The sequence below is a fragment of the Rhodanobacter sp. FW106-HT46G03 genome (genome assembly GCF_058789895.1).
Map to the genome: position 1 here is coordinate 2521359 of NZ_JBYTCC010000001.1, position 16377 is coordinate 2537735.

A 16377-nucleotide genomic window follows, 5' to 3' on the forward strand; every position below is an offset into this window, starting at 1 on the left:
GGAAAAGCACTTTGGCGCGAACGCACGCAACACGGCAACCGGGTTGCCGGGATCCCGTCTTGGCGAATCCCGAATCCCATATCCCGAATCCCGGCAACACAAACAAAAAGCCCCGCCGAAGCGGGGCCTTTTTTGTCGGGTCCAGCCGCTTAGCCCTTGACCACGCTGACGAATCGTCGTCCGTGTTCGCCACGGATCTTGAACTCGACCTTGCCGTCGGTCAGCGCGAACAACGTGTGGTCGCGGCCGAGGCCGACGCCGTGGCCCGGGTGGAACTGGGTGCCGCGCTGGCGCACGATGATGTTGCCGCCGCTGACGGCCTGGCCGCCGTAGACCTTGACGCCGAGATATTTCGGGTTCGAATCGCGACCGTTGCGGCTGGAACCTACGCCCTTTTTATGTGCCATGACTTGTGCTCCAGTTGCTCAGGCGTTGATGCCCGTGATCTCGACTTCGGTGAAATGCTGCCGGTGACCCTGCTGCTTCTTGTGGTGCTTGCGGCGGCGGAACTTGATGATGCGCACCTTGTCGGCGCGACCGTGCTTGCGCACCGTGGCCGACACCGTCGCACCTTCGACGATCGGCGCACCGACCGTGACCGACTCGCCTTCGCCAACCAGCAACACCTGGTTGAAGGTGACCGTGGCGCCTTCTTCGGCGGGCAACAGCTCGACGCGCAGGACGTCGCCCTGCTGCACACGGAACTGCCGACCGCCAGTCTTGATGACTGCGTAACTCATGGGATGGCCCTTCTGTCGTTATTCTCTTGGGTTCCGTCACGGCCGTATCGGGTCGGACGAACGGCGAAGGATAGCGGAGCCTCCGTGTGCTGGTCAAATCATGACCACCGCCGCCGCTGCCACTCCTCAAGACAATAAGTGACCTGCGCAGTTTGGTACAGTGGTTCTTTCGCTTTGTCGTTTCACGCATGGACACCATCCGCATCCGCGGCGCGCGCACCCACAACCTCAAGAACATCGACGTCGACCTGCCGCGCAACCAGTTGATCGTCATCACCGGACTGTCCGGTTCGGGCAAGAGTTCGCTCGCGTTCGACACCATCTACGCCGAGGGCCAGCGCCGCTACGTGGAGTCGCTGTCGGCCTACGCGCGGCAGTTCCTGTCGATGATGGAAAAGCCCGACATCGACAGCATCGAGGGGCTCTCCCCCGCGATCTCGATCGAGCAGAAGTCCACCTCGCACAACCCACGCTCCACGGTGGGCACGATCACCGAGATCTACGACTACCTGCGCCTGCTCTACGCGCGCGTCGGCACCCCGCGCTGTCCGGACCACGGCATTCCGCTCCAAGCACAGACGGTGAGCCAGATGGTGGATGCGACCCTCGCGCAGGACGCGGCGAAGCGCTACATGCTGCTGGCGCCGGTGATCCGCGAGCGCAAGGGCGAGCACGTGCAGGTGTTCGAACAGTTGCGCGCGCAGGGTTTCGTGCGTGCCCGTGTCGACGGCGCGGTGTACGAGCTGGATGCGGTGCCGCCGCTCGGGCTGCGCATCAAGCACACGATCGAGGCGGTGATCGACCGCTTCCGCCCGCGCGAGGACATCAAGCAGCGGCTGGCCGAATCGTTCGAGACCGCGCTGCGCCTCGGCGACGGGCTGGCGATCGTGGCCGACATCGACGATCCGAAGGCGAAGGAGCAGCTCTACTCCTCGCGCTACGCCTGCCCGGTGTGCGACTACTCGCTGCCCGAGCTCGAACCGCGGCTGTTTTCGTTCAACTCGCCGATCGGCGCCTGCCCCACCTGCGACGGCCTCGGCGTGACCCAGGTGTTCGATCCGGCGCGCGTCGTCGCGCACCCCGAGCTGGCGCTTTCCGCCGGCGCGGTGCGTGGCTGGGATCGGCGCAACCCGCATTATTTCCAGCTCATCCTGTCGCTCGCCGCGCATTACGGTTTCGACGTGGACACGCCGTGGCGCGAGCTGCCCAAGGCCACGCGCGAGGCGATCCTGTACGGCAGCGGCAAGGAGAAGATCGCGTTCCGCTATCTCACCGAGCGCGGGGGCAAGGTCACCCGCGAGCATGCCTTTGAAGGCGTGTTGCCGAACCTCGAACGCCGCTACAAGGAGACCGATTCGCCCGCGGTGCGCGACGAGCTGGCGAAGTACATCAGCGACACGCCGTGCCGCGAGTGCGGCGGCCAGCGACTGAACCGCGCCGCGCGCAACGTGTTCGTGGCCGACACCGCGCTGCCGGCGCTGACCAACCGTTCGATCGACGACGCGCTGGCATTCTTCGCGACCCTCGCGTTGACCGGTTGGCGCGGCGAGATCGCGGCGAAGATCGTCAAGGAGATCCGCGAGCGACTCACCTTCCTGCGCGACGTGGGGCTGAACTACCTCACGCTCGACCGCCAGGCCGATTCGCTCTCCGGCGGCGAAGCGCAGCGCATCCGCCTCGCCAGCCAGATCGGCGCCGGCCTGGTCGGCGTGATGTACGTGCTCGACGAGCCTTCCATCGGCCTCCACCAGCGCGACAACGAACGCCTGCTCGGTACCCTCACCCGCCTGCGCGACCTCGGCAACACGGTGATCGTGGTGGAGCACGACGAGGATGCGATCCGCACCGCCGACTACGTGCTGGACATCGGCCCCGGCGCCGGCACCCACGGCGGCGAAGTGGTGGCACAAGGCGCGGTGAAAGACCTGGTTGCCGTGCCGCGTTCGATCACCGGCCAGTTCCTCTCCGGCGAGCGCGTGATCGAGGTGCCGAAACAGCGGCGCGCACCGGTCGCCGATGGCTGGCTGCGGATCAAGGGCGCGCACGGCAACAATCTCAAGCACGTGGACCTGGCGATCCCCGCCGGGCTCTTCACCTGCATCACCGGCGTCTCCGGCTCGGGCAAATCCACCCTGATCAACGACACGCTCTACCAGCTCGCGGCGCAGGAACTCAACGGTGCGAGTGGGCAGCCGGCGCCGTTCGAAGCGGCCGAAGGCATGGGCCTGTTCGACAAGGTGGTGGCGATCGACCAGTCGCCGATCGGGCGCACGCCGCGTTCGAACCCGGCTACGTATACCGGGCTGTTCACGCCGCTGCGCGAGCTGTTTGCGCAGGTGCCGGAGGCGCGCGCGCGCGGCTACGAGGCCGGCCGCTTCAGTTTCAACGTGCGCGGCGGCCGCTGCGAGGCGTGCGAGGGCGACGGCCTGATCAAGGTGGAGATGCACTTTCTGCCGGACGTCTACGTGCCGTGCGATTCCTGCCACGGCAAGCGCTACAACCGCGAAACGCTGGAGGTGCTGTACAAGGGCCACACCATCGCCGACGTGCTCGCGATGACGGTGGAGGAAGCCCTGACGCTGTTCGAGAACGTGCCGACGATCGCGCGCAAGCTCGACACCCTGCACGCGGTCGGGCTCGACTACATCAAGCTCGGCCAGAGCGCGACCACACTCTCCGGCGGCGAGGCGCAGCGCGTGAAGCTGTCCAAGGAGCTGTCGCGGCGCGACACCGGGCACACCCTGTACATCCTCGACGAGCCCACCACCGGGCTGCATTTCCACGACATCGACCAGTTGCTCGACGTGCTGCACCAGCTGGTTGAACAGGGCAACACGGTGGTGGTGATCGAACACAACCTCGACGTCATAAAGACCGCTGACTGGATTGTCGACCTCGGCCCGGAAGGCGGCGACGGCGGCGGTCGCATCATCGCGCAGGGCACGCCGGAAACCGTCGCCGCCACCCCTGGCTCCTACACCGGCCAGTTCCTCGCCCCACTGCTCGCCAAGGCGCACCCGGCACGCAAGCCGAAAAAGACCCGTACCACGCTGAAGCACATCGCTTCGCTCGACAAGTACAAGCCACTGCGCGCGCGCAACAAGATCCCATGACCACCGACACCACTACCCCCGACGCGAAGCCGTCAGCCCGCCGCGGCAAACGCGCCAAACCCATGCCCGAACCGCCTCCGGTCGCGCCCACCAGCCTGTTTACCGCCAGCCTCACGGTGCGCTGGCGCGACCTTGACGCGTTCAACCACGTCAACAATGCCAACTACCTCACCTTTCTTGAGGAAGCGCGCCTGCAGTGGTTGCAGCAGGTTCGCGGCGAGTGGTTCGGCGAGGGTTCGATGCCGGTGCTGGCCAGCAGCGAGGTGAACTACCGCCGGCCGATCGCGTGGCCGGCGCAACTCGCCATCGAACTGGCGTGCGAACGGCTGGGCAACAGCTCGCTCACGCTCGCGCACCGCATCGCCGACGCCGGCGATCCGGATTGCCTGTACAGCGACGGCCGCGTCGTGCTGGTGTGGATGAACCCGGCCACCGGCAAACCCGTACCCTTGCCGCAGGCCATTCGCGACGCCATCGGCTGAACCCGCCGCGCAACCTGCAGTCGGCAGTTGCACGGCGACCGACACCGCGCAAGGCTGTGTGCCTGCGCATTGCCATCATTTGGGGAAATCTCCATGCTCGACATCCTTCCGCAGGGCGACATCACCGAACTGCGCCTTGCGCGCGCGCCGGTCAACGCGCTGAACCTCGAACTGCTGCAGACGCTGCACGCCGCGTTCGACCATGCCGTTGCCGGCGGCACGCGCGGCATCGTGCTGTCGGGCCAGCCTGGCATGTTCTCGGCCGGCGTCGACGTGCCGACCCTGCTCACGCTCGACCACGCCGGCGCGCGCGCCTACTGGCACGAATTCTTCGCCACCACTGCAGCGCTGGCCTGCTCACCAGTGCCGCTGGCCGCCGCCGTTACCGGCCACAGCCCGGCGGGCGGCGCGGTGCTGGCACTGATGTGCGACCACCGCGTGATGGCCGACGGAGCCTGGAAAATCGGCCTGAACGAGGTGCAGGTCGGCCTCACGGTGCCCGGTTGCATCCAGCTCGCGCTGCGCCGCGTGATCGGTGCCCGCCGCGCCGAACGCCTGCTGATTGCCGGCACCATGCTCGACGCCCAGCAAGCCTTGGCGTGCGGCTACGTCGACGCGCTGGCCGCGCCGGAAGCCGTCGTGCCGCAGGCACTGCAATGGATGACCGACCTGCTCGCCCTGCCGCCGCGCGCGATGCTCGCCACCCGTCGCCTCGCCCGCGCCGACCTCACAGCCACCTTTGCCGACGTCGACGCCCTGCCGCTGGACGACTTCCTCGCCGACTACTTCGCAGCGGAAACCCAAGCCACGTTGCAGGCACTGGTGGCCCGGCTCAAGAGCAAGTCCACCCACTGACCCCGATCACGCCGCGCCGGTTGCCACCGGGCGCGTGCGGTCGCTGCACCAACCGCTCCACGAGGGCGCGTACAGGCGCGAGCCCGCGAGCCCGGCGTATTCCATCGCCAACAGGTTGTGGCAGGCGGTGACGCCGGAGCCACACATGTGCACCACCTCGTTGACGGGCCGGTTGCCGATCAGCGCGAGGAAATCGCGCCGCAACTCGGCAGCCGGCTTGAAGCGGCCGTCGGCCGCGAGGTTGTCCGCAAACGGGCGGTTCAACGCGCCGGGCACATGCCCGCCCACCGGGTCGAGCGGCTCGCTGTCGCCGCGGTAGCGCGGTGCCGCGCGGGCATCGACCAGCAATGGCGCGGGTGTGGCCAGCACCGCGGCGTGGTCAAGCACGACTTGCGCAGCGTCGAACTGGACGCTCACGGGGTTAGGTGTACGCCGCAGCGCGGCGGTTTCCCGCCCTTGCCCTGCCGCAAGCCAGGCGGCGTAGCCGCCATCGAGCACGGCCACCGCCGGCTGGCCGGCGTAGCGCAATAGCCACCACAGGCGCGCGGCCGCCATCGCGCCATTGCCGGCGTCATAGGCGACCACCTGCAAGCCGGGTTGCCAGCCCCAACGCGCAAGCGTCTGCGAAAAGGCGGCCGCCGACGGCAGCGGATGGCGGCCCAGGCCGAGCCCCGTTTTCGACAGGTCGGACAGCTCGCTGTCGAGATCGGCATACACGGCACCGGGGATGTGGCCAAGCGTGTAGTCGTGGCGCCCCTTGGCGGGGTCGGCGAGTTCCTTGCGGCAATCGACGATGAGTACCGCAGCGGCCGACATGGACGCGAGTTCGGCAACGCTGACGAGCGTGGTTTTCATGCGTGCCCCGTGCGCTTCAAGAAATTGAGCAGGATCGCCGCGGTGGCGCCCCAGATGCGGTGTCCACCGTGCACGAATTCAAGCATCTCGCGCTGATAGCCGTGGTAATCCATGGTGTAGCGATGCTGGTTGGCCGGGTCGAGGAAAAATGCCATGGGCACCTCGAACACCTCGGCCACTTCGGCCGGCGCCGCCTGCAACCGTGCGCTGGCAGCCACCGTGGCCACCACCGGCGTCACGCAGTAGCCGCTCACGGTTTCCAGGCAATCGAGATACCCCAGCGGCGTCACCAGCGCCGGATCAAGGCCGACTTCCTCGTGGCTTTCGCGCAATGCCGTGACCAGCGCGCCGCCGTCGTCCGGCTCACTGCGCCCACCGGGAAACGCCACCTGGCCAGCGTGCGCATGCAGGTGCCCGTTGCGTACCGTGAGAATCAACCGCGGATCGCCCTCATCGCGAATGCCGAGCAGTACCGCTGCCGGGCGCCGCTTGACGGTGCCCAGTACGCCGGTGATCTCCGCATGGTTCCAGGCCGGTGCCGCCGGCGGTTGCGAGAGCGGCAGCAAGGCCTTGGCAAAGCCGTCCATCACCGCGGCCGCTGCGGCAACACATGGCGCATGATGCGCAGGCGTTTGGACTCGTCGAGATCGCGCCAGCGGGCAATTTCATCGCCGCTGCGGCGACAACCCATGCACCAGCCGTCGGCATCCAACCAGCACACGCCGATGCATGGCGTGCTGGGTACCACGGGTGGGGAAATCGTTGCGAAATACATGTCCGACAAGTCTAGCTCTAGCAGCGCGCGCTGAGCCGGCTCACGGCGTCGCCGCTTCCGTCGTTGGCGGCTTGATCGCGAGCAGTTCGATCTCGAACACCAGGGCCTCGTTCGGCCCGATGCGCGGCAACGCGCCCTCCTTGCCGTAGGCGAGCTGCGGCGGAATCACCACTTTCCAGCGATCCCCCACGTGCATGTGCGGGATCACATCGCGCCAACCGGGGATTACCCGGTCGATGGTGAAACTCACCGGCGCACCGTGCGCCCAGGTGCTGTCGAACTCGGTACCGTCGATCAACATGCCGCGGTAGTTGACCACCACCGTGCTGGTCACGAGCGGGCTGGCCTTGCCATCGCCGCGCTTGAGCACCGAATACTGGATGCCGGACGGCAGCTGGATCACCCCCGGCTGCTTCGCATTGCGCGCCATGAACGCTGCGCTCTTGCGCGCATTGGTTGCGGCAAGCTGGTCGAACTGGTTTTGCGCATCGCTGCGCAATTGCTGGTTGAAAGCCTGCAATTGTTGCTGCATGGCCCGCATGGATACGCTAGGCGCCCGTTTGTTGTAGGCATCCAGCATGGCCCGCTGCAGGGTGGCGATGTCGATATCCGGGATGCCTGCCTGCCCCTGGCGATCGACGAACTGGCTGCCGATCTGGTAACCGATGGCGTAGGAAAGCTTGGCCTTGTCGAGCTTTGCCGGCGCGGCCGTCTTGGGCGCCTCCTGCGCAGCCAGCGGCCCCGCAAGCAGGCCGCAAACCAGCACTGCGCACCATCGTGTCAAGCCATTCGTCATCGCAACCCGCATCTCGTGCTGTCCACGCTACCGGGTTGAGAGCATATCCGGCCGCAAAGGTTCCCGCTGGTACCATGCCGTACATGACTTCGCACGAGGCTTCCCATGGCTTATCGCAATCTTGAAATCGGCAATCGCGGCGGCGTGCGCACGATCACGGTCAATCGCCCGGACAAGCTCAACGCACTGAACCGCGACACCTTGAACGAGCTGACGATTGCCTTCACGCAAGCCGCGCAGGATGACGCCGTGCGTGCCGTGGTACTGGCCGGCGCCGGCGAAAAAGCGTTCGTGGCCGGTGCCGACATTGCCGAAATGCATGGTTACACCTCGATCCAGGCACAGGGCTTCTCACGTGCCGGCCAGCATCTGATGACCACGATCGAACGGCTCGACAAGCCAGTCGTTGCGCGCATCCAGGGCTATGCGCTGGGCGGTGGGCTGGAGCTGGCCATGGCCTGCCACCTGCGCGTAGCCAGCGACAAGGCCAAGTTCGGCCAGCCGGAAATCAACCTGGGGTTGATTCCCGGCTTCGGCGGCACCCAACGGCTGCTGCGCCTCGTCGGCCGCAGCGCCACACTGGAGCTGTGCCTCACCGGCACCCCGATCAACGCCGCCCGCGCACACGCGCTGGGGCTGGTGAACCAGGTGGTCGCGCCCGATGCACTGGATGCCACCGTGAATGCGCTGGCCGACCAGCTTGCGGCCGCCGCCCCGCTGGCCGCCGCCGGCATCCTTGATGCCGTGCTGCAAGGCGGCGAGGCCGGGCTCGATCAAGGCCTAGAATTCGAGACTCAGGGCTTTGCGCTGATGTTTGCCACGCAGGACATGCGCGAGGGCACCAGCGCGTTTCTGGAGAAGCGCAAGGCGGCGTTCAAGGGGCAATGAGCCGAAAGGCCAACGCCCGCGCCTGATTTGGATCGCCGCGGGACGCAACGGCCGTCAATGCCCGCCGCGGTATTTCTTTTCGCCCGCGGTCACCGCGAGATCGAGGCGGTTCTCCGGCGGCGCCAGCGGGCAGGTGGCGAAGGGCGTGAACGCACACGGCGGGTTGTATGCGCGGTTGAAGTCGAGCACCACTTTGCCGGGGTGGTCGAGTCCGCCCGCCGGCAGCGCCGCGTACAGGAATCGCGCCGCGCCGTAGGTCTCCTTGCCCGAGGTGCGATCGGCCAGCACGAAGAACAGCTCGCCACCGGGCTCTTCCTGATACGGCAACAGCTCGAAGCGGCGCCCGTCGCGCGTAAACACCGCCTTGCCCGGCACCGTCACCTTGTCGATGGTGCCGATGGCGGTACCCATTTCGAGCGCGTGCGCCGGCGTAAACGGCACCCAGTCGGCCTCAATGCGCCAGGTTGGGTCGATCGGGAAATAGTCGATGCCGGCGAAGTGTTTGCGTGCCTGCGCGTTCGCATCCTTGACCCGCAACGCCTTGCGGCCGTCACGGTCGATCACGAAAAAGCTGGCGTCGCCAAACCGCACGGTGGTTGGCGTGGCGCCCGGAGCAGCGTGCGTGTCGTCGACCAGCGCCGCTTCGCGCACCGACTTGCCATCGACCGTCGCAGCGCTGTCCAGCGCCAGCACAATGCGCGTCGCACCACCGGCGTCAAGCGTGACCGTGCCGAGATGCGCCGGACCGGTGGTGAGCACGATGTCGTTGCCGGCCGCGCTGCCGACGCGGTTCTCGCCGGCACGCAGCCAATCCAGGCCAACCAGGCTGATCCAGCCATCCGGTGCCGTCAGCCGCGCAACCCGCGCGGCGCGCCACGCCTCGATCTCATGGGTGTAGGCGGTGGGTGTTTCAGCAGCAGACACGGTAGCGACTCCGGCAAGCAAGGCAAACAGACGGGGAACGAGGCGCAGCATGGGCATCACCGATCGCAGGGCACATGGCAGTATGGACGTCCAAACACCGAGGCGACAAGCCGGCTCAGCGCCCGCGCATGAACAGCCGGTCGAGTTCGCCCATCGACAACTGGGTCCAGGTCGGGCGGCCGTGGTTGCACTGGCCGGAGCGCTCGGTGGCTTCCATGTCGCGCAGCAAGGCGTTCATTTCCGGCAGCGTCAACCGGCGTCCCGCACGCACCGAACCATGGCAGGCCATGGTCGAGAGCAGCTCGTTTTCCAGCTCCTGCAGGCGGCGCGAGCTGCCGTGCTGGGCCAGCTCGGCAAGCACGTCGCGGGTGAGCTGCGCGGCATCGGCACCTTCGAGCAGGGCCGGGATGCGCCGCACCACCACGTTCGACGGGCCGCTGCGCGACAGCTCCAAGCCCCACGTCGCGAGGGCTTCGGCGTGTTCTTCGGCAGCCGCGGCTTCCTGCGCGCTGACGGCCAGCGCGAGTGGCACCAGCAGCAGTTGTGAGCGCAGGTTGCTGGCGGCGCGCCCGGCCTTGAAGCGTTCGTAGGTGATGCGCTCGTGCGCGGCGTGCATGTCGACCAGCACCAGTCCCTGCGCATTTTCCGCCAGGATGTAGATGCTCTTGAGCTGGGCGATGGCATAGCCGAGCGGCGGCGCTGCACCCGGCTCGTCCGCCGGCAACGGCTGCGGCGTCGCGCGCGGCGGCAGTGCCGCCCCCAGTAGCGCGGCGTATTCGGCCAACGGCGCGTCACGCACACCGAGTGCGAGGCGGCTCTGGCTGACATGGCTTGGCCATGACGCGCCATGGGCGGCGGCCGGCAACCCCGGCGGCGTGGCCACGTTGCCGGCGCCCATGCGCAACCGATCGTCGGCGACCTGCGCCTGCGACGACACCTCGCCGGCACTGGTGTGCGCCAGCGCTTCGCTCAGCGTGCGAAACAGGAAATCGTGCACCAGCCGCTGCTCGCGGAAGCGCACTTCGTGCTTGGCCGGGTGCACGTTGACGTCGACCCCTGCGGGGTCCAGTTCGAGGTACAGCACAAAGGTGGGCTGGCGGCCGTGGAACAGCACGTCGGCATAGGCCTGACGCACCGCGTGCGCCACGATGCGGTCGCGCACGAGGCGGCCATTCACGTAGAAAAACTGCTGGTCGGCCTGCGCCCGCGACGCCGTGGGCAGCCCGACCCAGCCGGCGAGATGCAGGCCGGCGGCGGTGTGATCCACGTGCAGGCACTGCGCGGGAAATTCGGCGCCGAGCACCTCGGCCACCCGGGTCAGGCGGGTCTGCTCGTCGCGCGCCGGCTTCCACACCCGTACCGGCTTGCCGTTGTGGCTGAGCCGGAATTCGACGCTGCCGCGCGCCAGGGCCAGCGACTTCAGCAGGTCGTCGATGTGCGCGAATTCGGTGCGTTCGGCGCGCAGGAACTTCTTGCGTGCCGGCACGTTGTAGAACAGGTCCCGTACTTCAACGCTGGTGCCGGGCGGATGCTGTGCCGGGCGCGCCGCACGCATCGCGCCGCCGTCGACCTCGATCCGAAACGCGCGCTCGCTGTCGCGCAGCCGCGAGGTCAGCGCAAAGCGCGACACCGACGCCATCGACGCCAGCGCCTCGCCGCGAAAACCCATGCTGGCGACGTGTTCGAGATCGTCGAAGCTGGCGATCTTGCTGGTGGCGTGTGCGGCCACCGCAAGCGGCAGTTCATCGGCAGCGATGCCACCGCCATCGTCGCGCACGCGGATCAACCGGCTGCCGCCCTGCTCGATCTCGACCTCGATCCGGCCGGCACCGGCGTCGAGACTGTTTTCAACCAGCTCCTTGACCACCGACGACGGGCGGTCAATGACTTCCCCGGCGGCAATCTGGTTGATGAGATCCAGCGGCAAGGCACGAATGACGGACATTCGCGCACTTTAACAGCACGTCGCGATCAGCTCGCGGGGATGGTGAGCACGGTGCCGGCGTGCACCGTGTTGCTGCTCAGCCGGTTGGCGTTTTTGAGCGCACCGACACTGATGCCGTAGCGGTGCGCGATGCTGCGCAAGTTTTCCCCACTGCCGACGCGATGCCGGTCATGGGCGCTGCTGACCCATGTCCCACGTGCGGCTGCGCGGCGCGCGGCAGCGCCTTCGCCTGTCGTGGCAACAGGACCAGTGCCGTGCCGCGCCGCTTGCGCCGCAAACCAGGTGCCCGGCGGCGGCGCGGACTCGAAGTAGCGTTGCACGCCGGTCATCACCGCGTTGGCCAGCGTCTTCTGGTGCCCGGGGTCCCGCAGCTTGCGCTCCTCCGCCGGATTGCTGATGAACGCCGTCTCGACCAGGATCGACGGCACGTCGGGCGAACGCAGCACCACGAAGTTCGCCCGTTCGACGTAACCGCGGTGGGTCGGGCCGATTTGCGCCAGCGCGCGCAGCACGTTGGTGGCCACCATGTCGCTGGCCTGCACCGCCCAGCCCTGCTGCATATCGAGCAGCACCTTGGCCAGGCCGTTGCTCTGGTCGCTGAGCGATACGCCGCCGATCAGGTCGGCGCTGTTTTCGCGGTCGGCGAGCATGCGCGCCGCTACCGAACTCTTGCCGCGCGAGGACAACACCCACACCGAGGAGCCGCGCGCGTCACCCGAGGCGTAGGAATCGGCATGGATTGAAATGAACAGGTCGGCATCATGCTGGCGCGCGATCTGGTAGCGCTGCGCAAGCGGAATGAAAGTGTCGCCCGTGCGCGTGAGGACCGCCTTCATGCCTGGCTGCTGGTTGATTTCTGCAGCCAGGTCATGCGCCACCGCCAGGGTGACGTTTTTCTCCATCGTGCCCCCCGGCCCGATCGCGCCCGAGTCCTTGCCGCCATGCCCGGCGTCGATCGCAATCACCACTTTGCGGGAGCCGTTGAGCAGCGCCGCAGCCTGCTGGTTCATGCGCCGGCTGTTGCCGACGGCAGCGGCGCGGCGTGGCGCAGCGCTGGCCACCTCCGTCGGCTGGCTGGGCGCTGCCGCCGGCGCGTCCGGCGTGGTGCTGGCCACCGCCACGGCAGGGTTGGCATGGTCGTCGCCGGCGGCCGACGACGGCTTCGCATCGGCCCCATGCCCCGGCAACAGGTCGACCACAAGCCGGTAATGATCGCCGCCACCATCCGGTGCCAGCACGAAGCTGCGCACGCTGCTGCCGGGCGTCATGCGGGCGGTGAGCTGCAGGCGCTCGCCGTCGCGGTCTTGCTGCATGCCGCGAAACAGGCCTTGCGCCGCCGGGTCGGCAAAACCCTTGGCGGTCTGGCCGCGCGCCAGGTCGATGACCACCTGGTCGGTGCCACGATCGAGCCGGTAATCGGGCTTGCCATCCAGGTCGAGCACCAGACGGGTATGCGTGGCATCGGCCCACACGCGCACACCGGTCACATCGGCGGCATGCGCACCCCACGCACAGCCACTCACCACCAACGCGGCGACGAATTCTTTGGCCAAGTTGTGCAGGCGGGCGTGCATGGGGCGCATTGAATCGCAGGCATCCTGCGATTGCAAGATGTTTTCCTTTGAATATCCGCAACCTGCACGTGGTTCGTCAGCTCGTGTCTAGCTGTAGCGTTGCAGCAGGTTATGTTTTCCTTGCCATCGCAAGCTGTTGATTTGTCGCGCGCGTGCCCGTTTTCAGCGCAATTCCGCCACGAGTTCGCCACCGCGCGGGGTATGTGCTTCGAGCCGCGCGCTGCGGCCATCGCCAGCATAAGCGAGGTGCAAAGTGACATCGGCCGCCGGCAACGCACCGCGGCCGCGCTCGGGCCATTCCACCAGCACCACGGCCGCAGGATCGGACAGCGCATCCAGTCCCAGCCATTCCAGCTCGCCGGGGTCCGCAATGCGGTACAGGTCGAGGTGCCACGCCGGACGCCCCTGCGCGTCGTAGCCCTCGATCAAGGTGTAGGTCGGGCTCTTGACCCGCTCGCGTACCTCCATGGCGCCAAGCAGCGCGCGCGCAAACGTGGTCTTGCCGGCACCCAGCTCGCCGTGCAGGTAGATCACCAGGCCGTTGTGACCCAGCGCGCGGGCAAAACGGGCGCCAAATGCCAGGGTGGCGGCCTCATCGGCCAGTTGCCAGGAACGCTCATTCATCATCGTCGAGTCCATTGCCCAGGGCGCGCAGCGGCGCCAGCAGATCAGAGGCCAGCAGGCCACGCTCGCCGTGGCGTGCGGCGCAATCACCGGCCCGCGCATGCAGGCCCACGCCGAGGCACGCGGCGCGCCACGCATCGCAACCTTGCGCCATCAGTGCAGCGATCACGCCGGTCAGGAGGTCGCCCATGCCGCCCGTGGCCATGCCCGGATTGCCCCACGGGCAAACAGCTACCTTGCCGTCCGGCGCGGCAATCAGGCTGCCAGCCCCTTTCAGCACCACCACGGCGCGATAACGGCGCGCCAGCGCGCGCACCGTTGCAAAACGGTCGGCTTCCACCGCGGCCGCCGTGGTGGCGAGCAGCCGTGCGGCTTCCCCGGGATGCGGTGTCAGCACGCCGGGCTGGGCAAGCGGCGCCGGGGCGCGCGCCAAGAGGTTCAAGCCATCGGCGTCGAGCACCAGCGGCTTGCCGCTGGCCAGCGCCGCCCGCCACAGCGCGCGGCTCCAATCGCCCTGCCCCAGCCCCGGTCCAAGCGCCAGCACGCTCGCCCGCGCCAGGAGTGGCGCGAGTGCGTCGCCATCGGCCACGCCATGCGCCATCAGTTCCGGCCGCGCGGCGTTCAACGCCAACAGGTGGTCGGCGCGGGTCGCCACGCTGACCAGCCCGGCGCCGGCGCGCAACGCGGCTTCCCCGCACAGGCGAATCGCTCCGGCCAGGCCATGGTCGCCGCCGATCGCCAGCACATGGCCGTTCGCGCCCTTGTGTGCGGCGCGCGGTCGTCGCGGCAGGCACTCCGGCGAGAGCAGTACGGCGTCCGGTGGCACGCCTTGCCACAGCGATTCGGGCAGATCGAGCGGCGCCAGTTCGAGCCTGCCGACCACCTCCGCGGCACGACCGGTATACAGGCCACGTTTCGCGGCAATGAAGCTGATGGTGACGTCCGCGGGCAACACGGCGCCCGGCACGTCGCCCGTGTCAGCAGCCAGCCCGGAGGGCACATCGAGCGCCAGCACCGGCTGGCCGCTGGCGGCAATCGCCGCGATCAACGCCGCCACCTCGGGTGCGGGCGGCCGATGCAAGCCGGTGCCATAGAGCGCATCGACCTGCACGTCGGCAGCGGGAAGCGCGGTGCCGGATTGCCAGAGGCGTACCGCGCCGCCGGCATCGCGCCACGCCTGCCGCGCCAGCGCGGCATCGCCAGTGGACACCGCGGTCAGTGCAATCACCTCCGCCTGCAAGCCCTGTTTGCGCGCCAGCGCCGCGAGCAAGAAACCGTCGCCGCCGTTGTTGCCGGGACCGCAGTACACAGCGAGCCGCCGCGCTTGCGGCCAATGCCGGCGCAAACTGGCAAACGCTGCCGCCGCGGCGCGCTGCATCAGCTCGATGCCGGGTATGCCGAGCCCGTCGATCGCGCGCCGGTCGAATGCACGCACCTGCGCAACGGTGTAGAGCTCATGGCGATGCGGCAACGCGGGCATGCGCCGGATTATAGGCGCGCACCGGCGTGGGTTCAGCGCGGCGGAATCTCGAAGACCTGGCGCAAATAGGCGAGGTAGGCCGGGTCGTCGCACATGTCCTTGCCCGGCGAGTCGCTGAGCTTGGCCACCGGCTGGCCGTTGCAGCGAACCATCTTGATGACGATGTTGAGCGGCTCGGGCCCGGTGTCGTTGGTGAGGTTGGTGCCGACGCCAAACGCGAGCTGGCAGCGCCCACGAAAATGTTCGTAAAGCTGCATCACCCGCGGAATGTCGAGTCCATCGCTGAACACCAGCACCTTGCTGCGCGGGTCGACACGATTGGCGCGGTAATGTGCCAGCAGGCGCTCGCCCCAGTCGAACGGATCGCCCGAATCATGCCGCGCACCGTCGAACAGCTTGCAGAAATACAGGTCGAAATCGCGCAGGAACGCGTCCAGGCCGTAGACATCGGAAAGCGCAATGCCGAGGTCACCGCGATACTCCCTGGCCCACGTCTCCAGCGCCGCCACCTGCGAATCGCGCAGGCGCGGGCCGAGCGCCTGATGCGCCTGCAGGTATTCGTGCGCCAGCGTGCCCAGCGGCGTCAGCCCGAGTTTCCATGCGTAATACACGTTGCTGGTGCCGGCCAGCTGCGCGCCCAGCCCGGCGTGCAGCGTCGCCAGCACTTCCCCATGCCAGATGCGCGAAAACCGCCGGCGCGAGCCGTAATCGGCGATCCGGCAATCGGCGTAGCCCGCGGTATCGCGCAGCAGCGCGATCTTCGCCTGCAACCGGCGCCGCCCCTCGGCAAGGTCGGGTCGCGGGCACGCCCGACGGAAATACACCTCGTTGATGATCGCCAGCAGCGGTACCTCGAACAAAATCGTGTGCAGCCACGGCCCCTTGATGCGCACCTCGATTTCGCCGTTGCCGGAGGCTGCCGGCACCAACGTCACGTACTTCGCGTTGAGCTGAAACAAGCCCAGAAAGTCCACGAAATCGCTCTTGATGAAGCGCATCGAGCGCAGGTAGTCGAGCTCTTCCGTGCGAAAACGCAGACTGCACAGGGCATCCAGCTCGGTGCGGATCTCGTCGATGCACGGCACGAGATCGATGCCCGGCGTGCGGCACTTGAAGCGATACTCCACCTGCGCCGCCGGGTAGTGATGCAGCACCACCTGCATCATCGAGAACTTGTAGAGATCGGTATCCAGCAGCGATTCGATGATCATGCCGCGCCTGCTTGCCTGCACAAACCAATGATTATCCACATCGCGCGTCGACCAGCACTGATCGTCGGCAACAAAAAAACCCCGGCTGCCAGGGGAGTAGCGGCCGGGGTTCGTC

Annotated in this window: 16 protein-coding genes; 4 read left to right on the forward strand and 12 right to left on the reverse strand. The window is 67.6% G+C overall.

The features are described from left to right. Positions 1–149: 149 nt before the first annotated feature. On the reverse strand, positions 150–407 hold the full coding sequence (gene rpmA, locus AC3WP6_RS11155; RefSeq protein WP_492627778.1) for a 50S ribosomal protein L27: 258 nt from the start codon (positions 405–407) through the stop codon (positions 150–152). 18 nt (positions 408–425) lie between these two features. Next, a complete protein-coding gene (rplU, locus tag AC3WP6_RS11160) occupies positions 426–740 on the reverse strand; it encodes a 50S ribosomal protein L21 (RefSeq protein ID WP_492627779.1) in 315 nt (104 codons plus the stop codon). A gap of 188 nt (positions 741–928) precedes the next feature. Here rplU and uvrA point away from each other — a divergent pair, with 188 nt between their 5' ends. The 3 genes from uvrA (at position 929) to AC3WP6_RS11175 (ending at position 5190) form a co-directional block, all read left to right on the forward strand. Next, positions 929–3853 carry an excinuclease ABC subunit UvrA gene (gene uvrA, locus AC3WP6_RS11165; RefSeq protein ID WP_492627780.1) on the forward strand — a complete coding sequence of 975 codons (2925 nt, stop codon included), beginning with the start codon at positions 929–931 and terminating at the stop codon, positions 3851–3853. A gap of 62 nt (positions 3854–3915) precedes the next feature. Beyond that, complete coding sequence (locus tag AC3WP6_RS11170; protein ID WP_492628688.1) at positions 3916–4335, forward strand: acyl-CoA thioesterase; 420 nt, start codon at positions 3916–3918, stop codon at positions 4333–4335. A gap of 93 nt (positions 4336–4428) precedes the next feature. After that, on the forward strand, positions 4429–5190 hold the full coding sequence (locus tag AC3WP6_RS11175; RefSeq protein WP_492627781.1) for an enoyl-CoA hydratase/isomerase family protein: 762 nt from the start codon (positions 4429–4431) through the stop codon (positions 5188–5190). Between the two features lie 6 nt (positions 5191–5196). Here AC3WP6_RS11175 and AC3WP6_RS11180 read toward each other — a convergent pair whose 3' ends face one another. Genes AC3WP6_RS11180 through bamJ form a run of 4 tightly spaced genes read right to left on the reverse strand, consistent with a single transcriptional unit; the run spans position 5197 to position 7616 of the window. After that, positions 5197–6045: a sulfurtransferase gene (locus tag AC3WP6_RS11180; RefSeq protein ID WP_492627782.1), complete on the reverse strand. Its 849-nt coding sequence runs from the start codon at positions 6043–6045 to the stop codon at positions 5197–5199. Continuing rightward, positions 6042–6632, reverse strand: a complete 591-nt coding sequence (locus AC3WP6_RS11185) for a CoA pyrophosphatase (RefSeq protein WP_492627783.1) — start codon at positions 6630–6632, stop codon at positions 6042–6044. The genes AC3WP6_RS11180 and AC3WP6_RS11185 overlap by 4 nt, the downstream gene beginning before the upstream one ends. Continuing rightward, entirely contained in the window at positions 6632–6820 is a 189-nt protein-coding gene (locus AC3WP6_RS11190; protein WP_492627784.1) for a DUF1289 domain-containing protein, read from the reverse strand. Before AC3WP6_RS11190 ends, AC3WP6_RS11185 begins: the two co-directional genes overlap by 1 nt. A 40-nt stretch (positions 6821–6860) precedes the next feature. Beyond that, positions 6861–7616 carry a BamJ family beta-barrel-assembly machinery protein gene (gene bamJ, locus AC3WP6_RS11195; protein WP_492627785.1) on the reverse strand — a complete coding sequence of 252 codons (756 nt, stop codon included), beginning with the start codon at positions 7614–7616 and terminating at the stop codon, positions 6861–6863. A 105-nt stretch (positions 7617–7721) separates the two neighbouring features. On the opposite strand from bamJ, the gene AC3WP6_RS11200 reads away from it, so the two are divergent. Next, complete coding sequence (locus AC3WP6_RS11200) at positions 7722–8504, forward strand: enoyl-CoA hydratase/isomerase family protein (RefSeq protein ID WP_492627786.1); 783 nt, start codon at positions 7722–7724, stop codon at positions 8502–8504. Positions 8505–8558: 54 nt separating this feature from the next. Here the strand turns inward: AC3WP6_RS11200 and AC3WP6_RS11205 are convergent, their stop codons facing one another. The 6 genes from AC3WP6_RS11205 to pncB all read right to left on the reverse strand — a co-directional run bounded on the left by AC3WP6_RS11205 (position 8559) and on the right by pncB (position 16262). Then, on the reverse strand, positions 8559–9479 hold the full coding sequence (locus tag AC3WP6_RS11205; RefSeq protein WP_492627787.1) for a DUF1684 domain-containing protein: 921 nt from the start codon (positions 9477–9479) through the stop codon (positions 8559–8561). Positions 9480–9543: 64 nt separating this feature from the next. Next, complete coding sequence (gene mutL / locus AC3WP6_RS11210) at positions 9544–11373, reverse strand: DNA mismatch repair endonuclease MutL (protein ID WP_492627788.1); 1830 nt, start codon at positions 11371–11373, stop codon at positions 9544–9546. 26 nt (positions 11374–11399) lie between these two features. Beyond that, the gene (locus AC3WP6_RS11215) at positions 11400–12956 is read right to left on the reverse strand and encodes an N-acetylmuramoyl-L-alanine amidase (RefSeq protein WP_492627789.1); all 1557 of its coding nucleotides are present in this window, start codon (positions 12954–12956) and stop codon (positions 11400–11402) included. A 153-nt stretch (positions 12957–13109) separates the two neighbouring features. Further along, positions 13110–13571, reverse strand: coding sequence for a tRNA (adenosine(37)-N6)-threonylcarbamoyltransferase complex ATPase subunit type 1 TsaE (gene tsaE, locus AC3WP6_RS11220; protein WP_492627790.1), 462 nt, complete (start codon positions 13569–13571; stop codon positions 13110–13112). Then, positions 13564–15051: an NAD(P)H-hydrate dehydratase gene (locus AC3WP6_RS11225; RefSeq protein WP_492627791.1), complete on the reverse strand. Its 1488-nt coding sequence runs from the start codon at positions 15049–15051 to the stop codon at positions 13564–13566. The genes tsaE and AC3WP6_RS11225 overlap by 8 nt, the downstream gene beginning before the upstream one ends. Before the next feature lie 32 nt (positions 15052–15083). Beyond that, entirely contained in the window at positions 15084–16262 is a 1179-nt protein-coding gene (gene pncB, locus AC3WP6_RS11230) for a nicotinate phosphoribosyltransferase (protein WP_492627792.1), read from the reverse strand. Between the last annotated feature and the right edge of the window lie 115 nt (positions 16263–16377).

Bases quoted from the DNA above. Each gene is read 5' to 3' on its own strand.
- tsaE (WP_492627790.1), bottom strand. From the start codon at position 13,571: ATGAATGAGCGTTCCTGGCAACTGGCCGATGAGGCCGCCACCCTGGCA.
- AC3WP6_RS11185 (WP_492627783.1), bottom strand. From the start codon at position 6,632: ATGGACGGCTTTGCCAAGGCCTTGCTGCCGCTCTCGCAACCGCCGGCG.
- AC3WP6_RS11225 (WP_492627791.1), bottom strand. From the start codon at position 15,051: ATGCCCGCGTTGCCGCATCGCCATGAGCTCTACACCGTTGCGCAGGTG.
- rpmA (WP_492627778.1), bottom strand. From the start codon at position 407: ATGGCACATAAAAAGGGCGTAGGTTCCAGCCGCAACGGTCGCGATTCG.
- AC3WP6_RS11170 (WP_492628688.1), top strand. From the start codon at position 3,916: ATGCCCGAACCGCCTCCGGTCGCGCCCACCAGCCTGTTTACCGCCAGC.
- AC3WP6_RS11215 (WP_492627789.1), bottom strand. From the start codon at position 12,956: ATGCGCCCCATGCACGCCCGCCTGCACAACTTGGCCAAAGAATTCGTC.
- AC3WP6_RS11175 (WP_492627781.1), top strand. From the start codon at position 4,429: ATGCTCGACATCCTTCCGCAGGGCGACATCACCGAACTGCGCCTTGCG.
- pncB (WP_492627792.1), bottom strand. From the start codon at position 16,262: ATGATCATCGAATCGCTGCTGGATACCGATCTCTACAAGTTCTCGATG.
- AC3WP6_RS11190 (WP_492627784.1), bottom strand. From the start codon at position 6,820: ATGTATTTCGCAACGATTTCCCCACCCGTGGTACCCAGCACGCCATGC.
- mutL (WP_492627788.1), bottom strand. From the start codon at position 11,373: ATGTCCGTCATTCGTGCCTTGCCGCTGGATCTCATCAACCAGATTGCC.
- AC3WP6_RS11200 (WP_492627786.1), top strand. From the start codon at position 7,722: ATGGCTTATCGCAATCTTGAAATCGGCAATCGCGGCGGCGTGCGCACG.
- AC3WP6_RS11180 (WP_492627782.1), bottom strand. From the start codon at position 6,045: ATGAAAACCACGCTCGTCAGCGTTGCCGAACTCGCGTCCATGTCGGCC.
- AC3WP6_RS11205 (WP_492627787.1), bottom strand. From the start codon at position 9,479: ATGCTGCGCCTCGTTCCCCGTCTGTTTGCCTTGCTTGCCGGAGTCGCT.
- uvrA (WP_492627780.1), top strand. From the start codon at position 929: ATGGACACCATCCGCATCCGCGGCGCGCGCACCCACAACCTCAAGAAC.
- rplU (WP_492627779.1), bottom strand. From the start codon at position 740: ATGAGTTACGCAGTCATCAAGACTGGCGGTCGGCAGTTCCGTGTGCAG.
- bamJ (WP_492627785.1), bottom strand. From the start codon at position 7,616: ATGACGAATGGCTTGACACGATGGTGCGCAGTGCTGGTTTGCGGCCTG.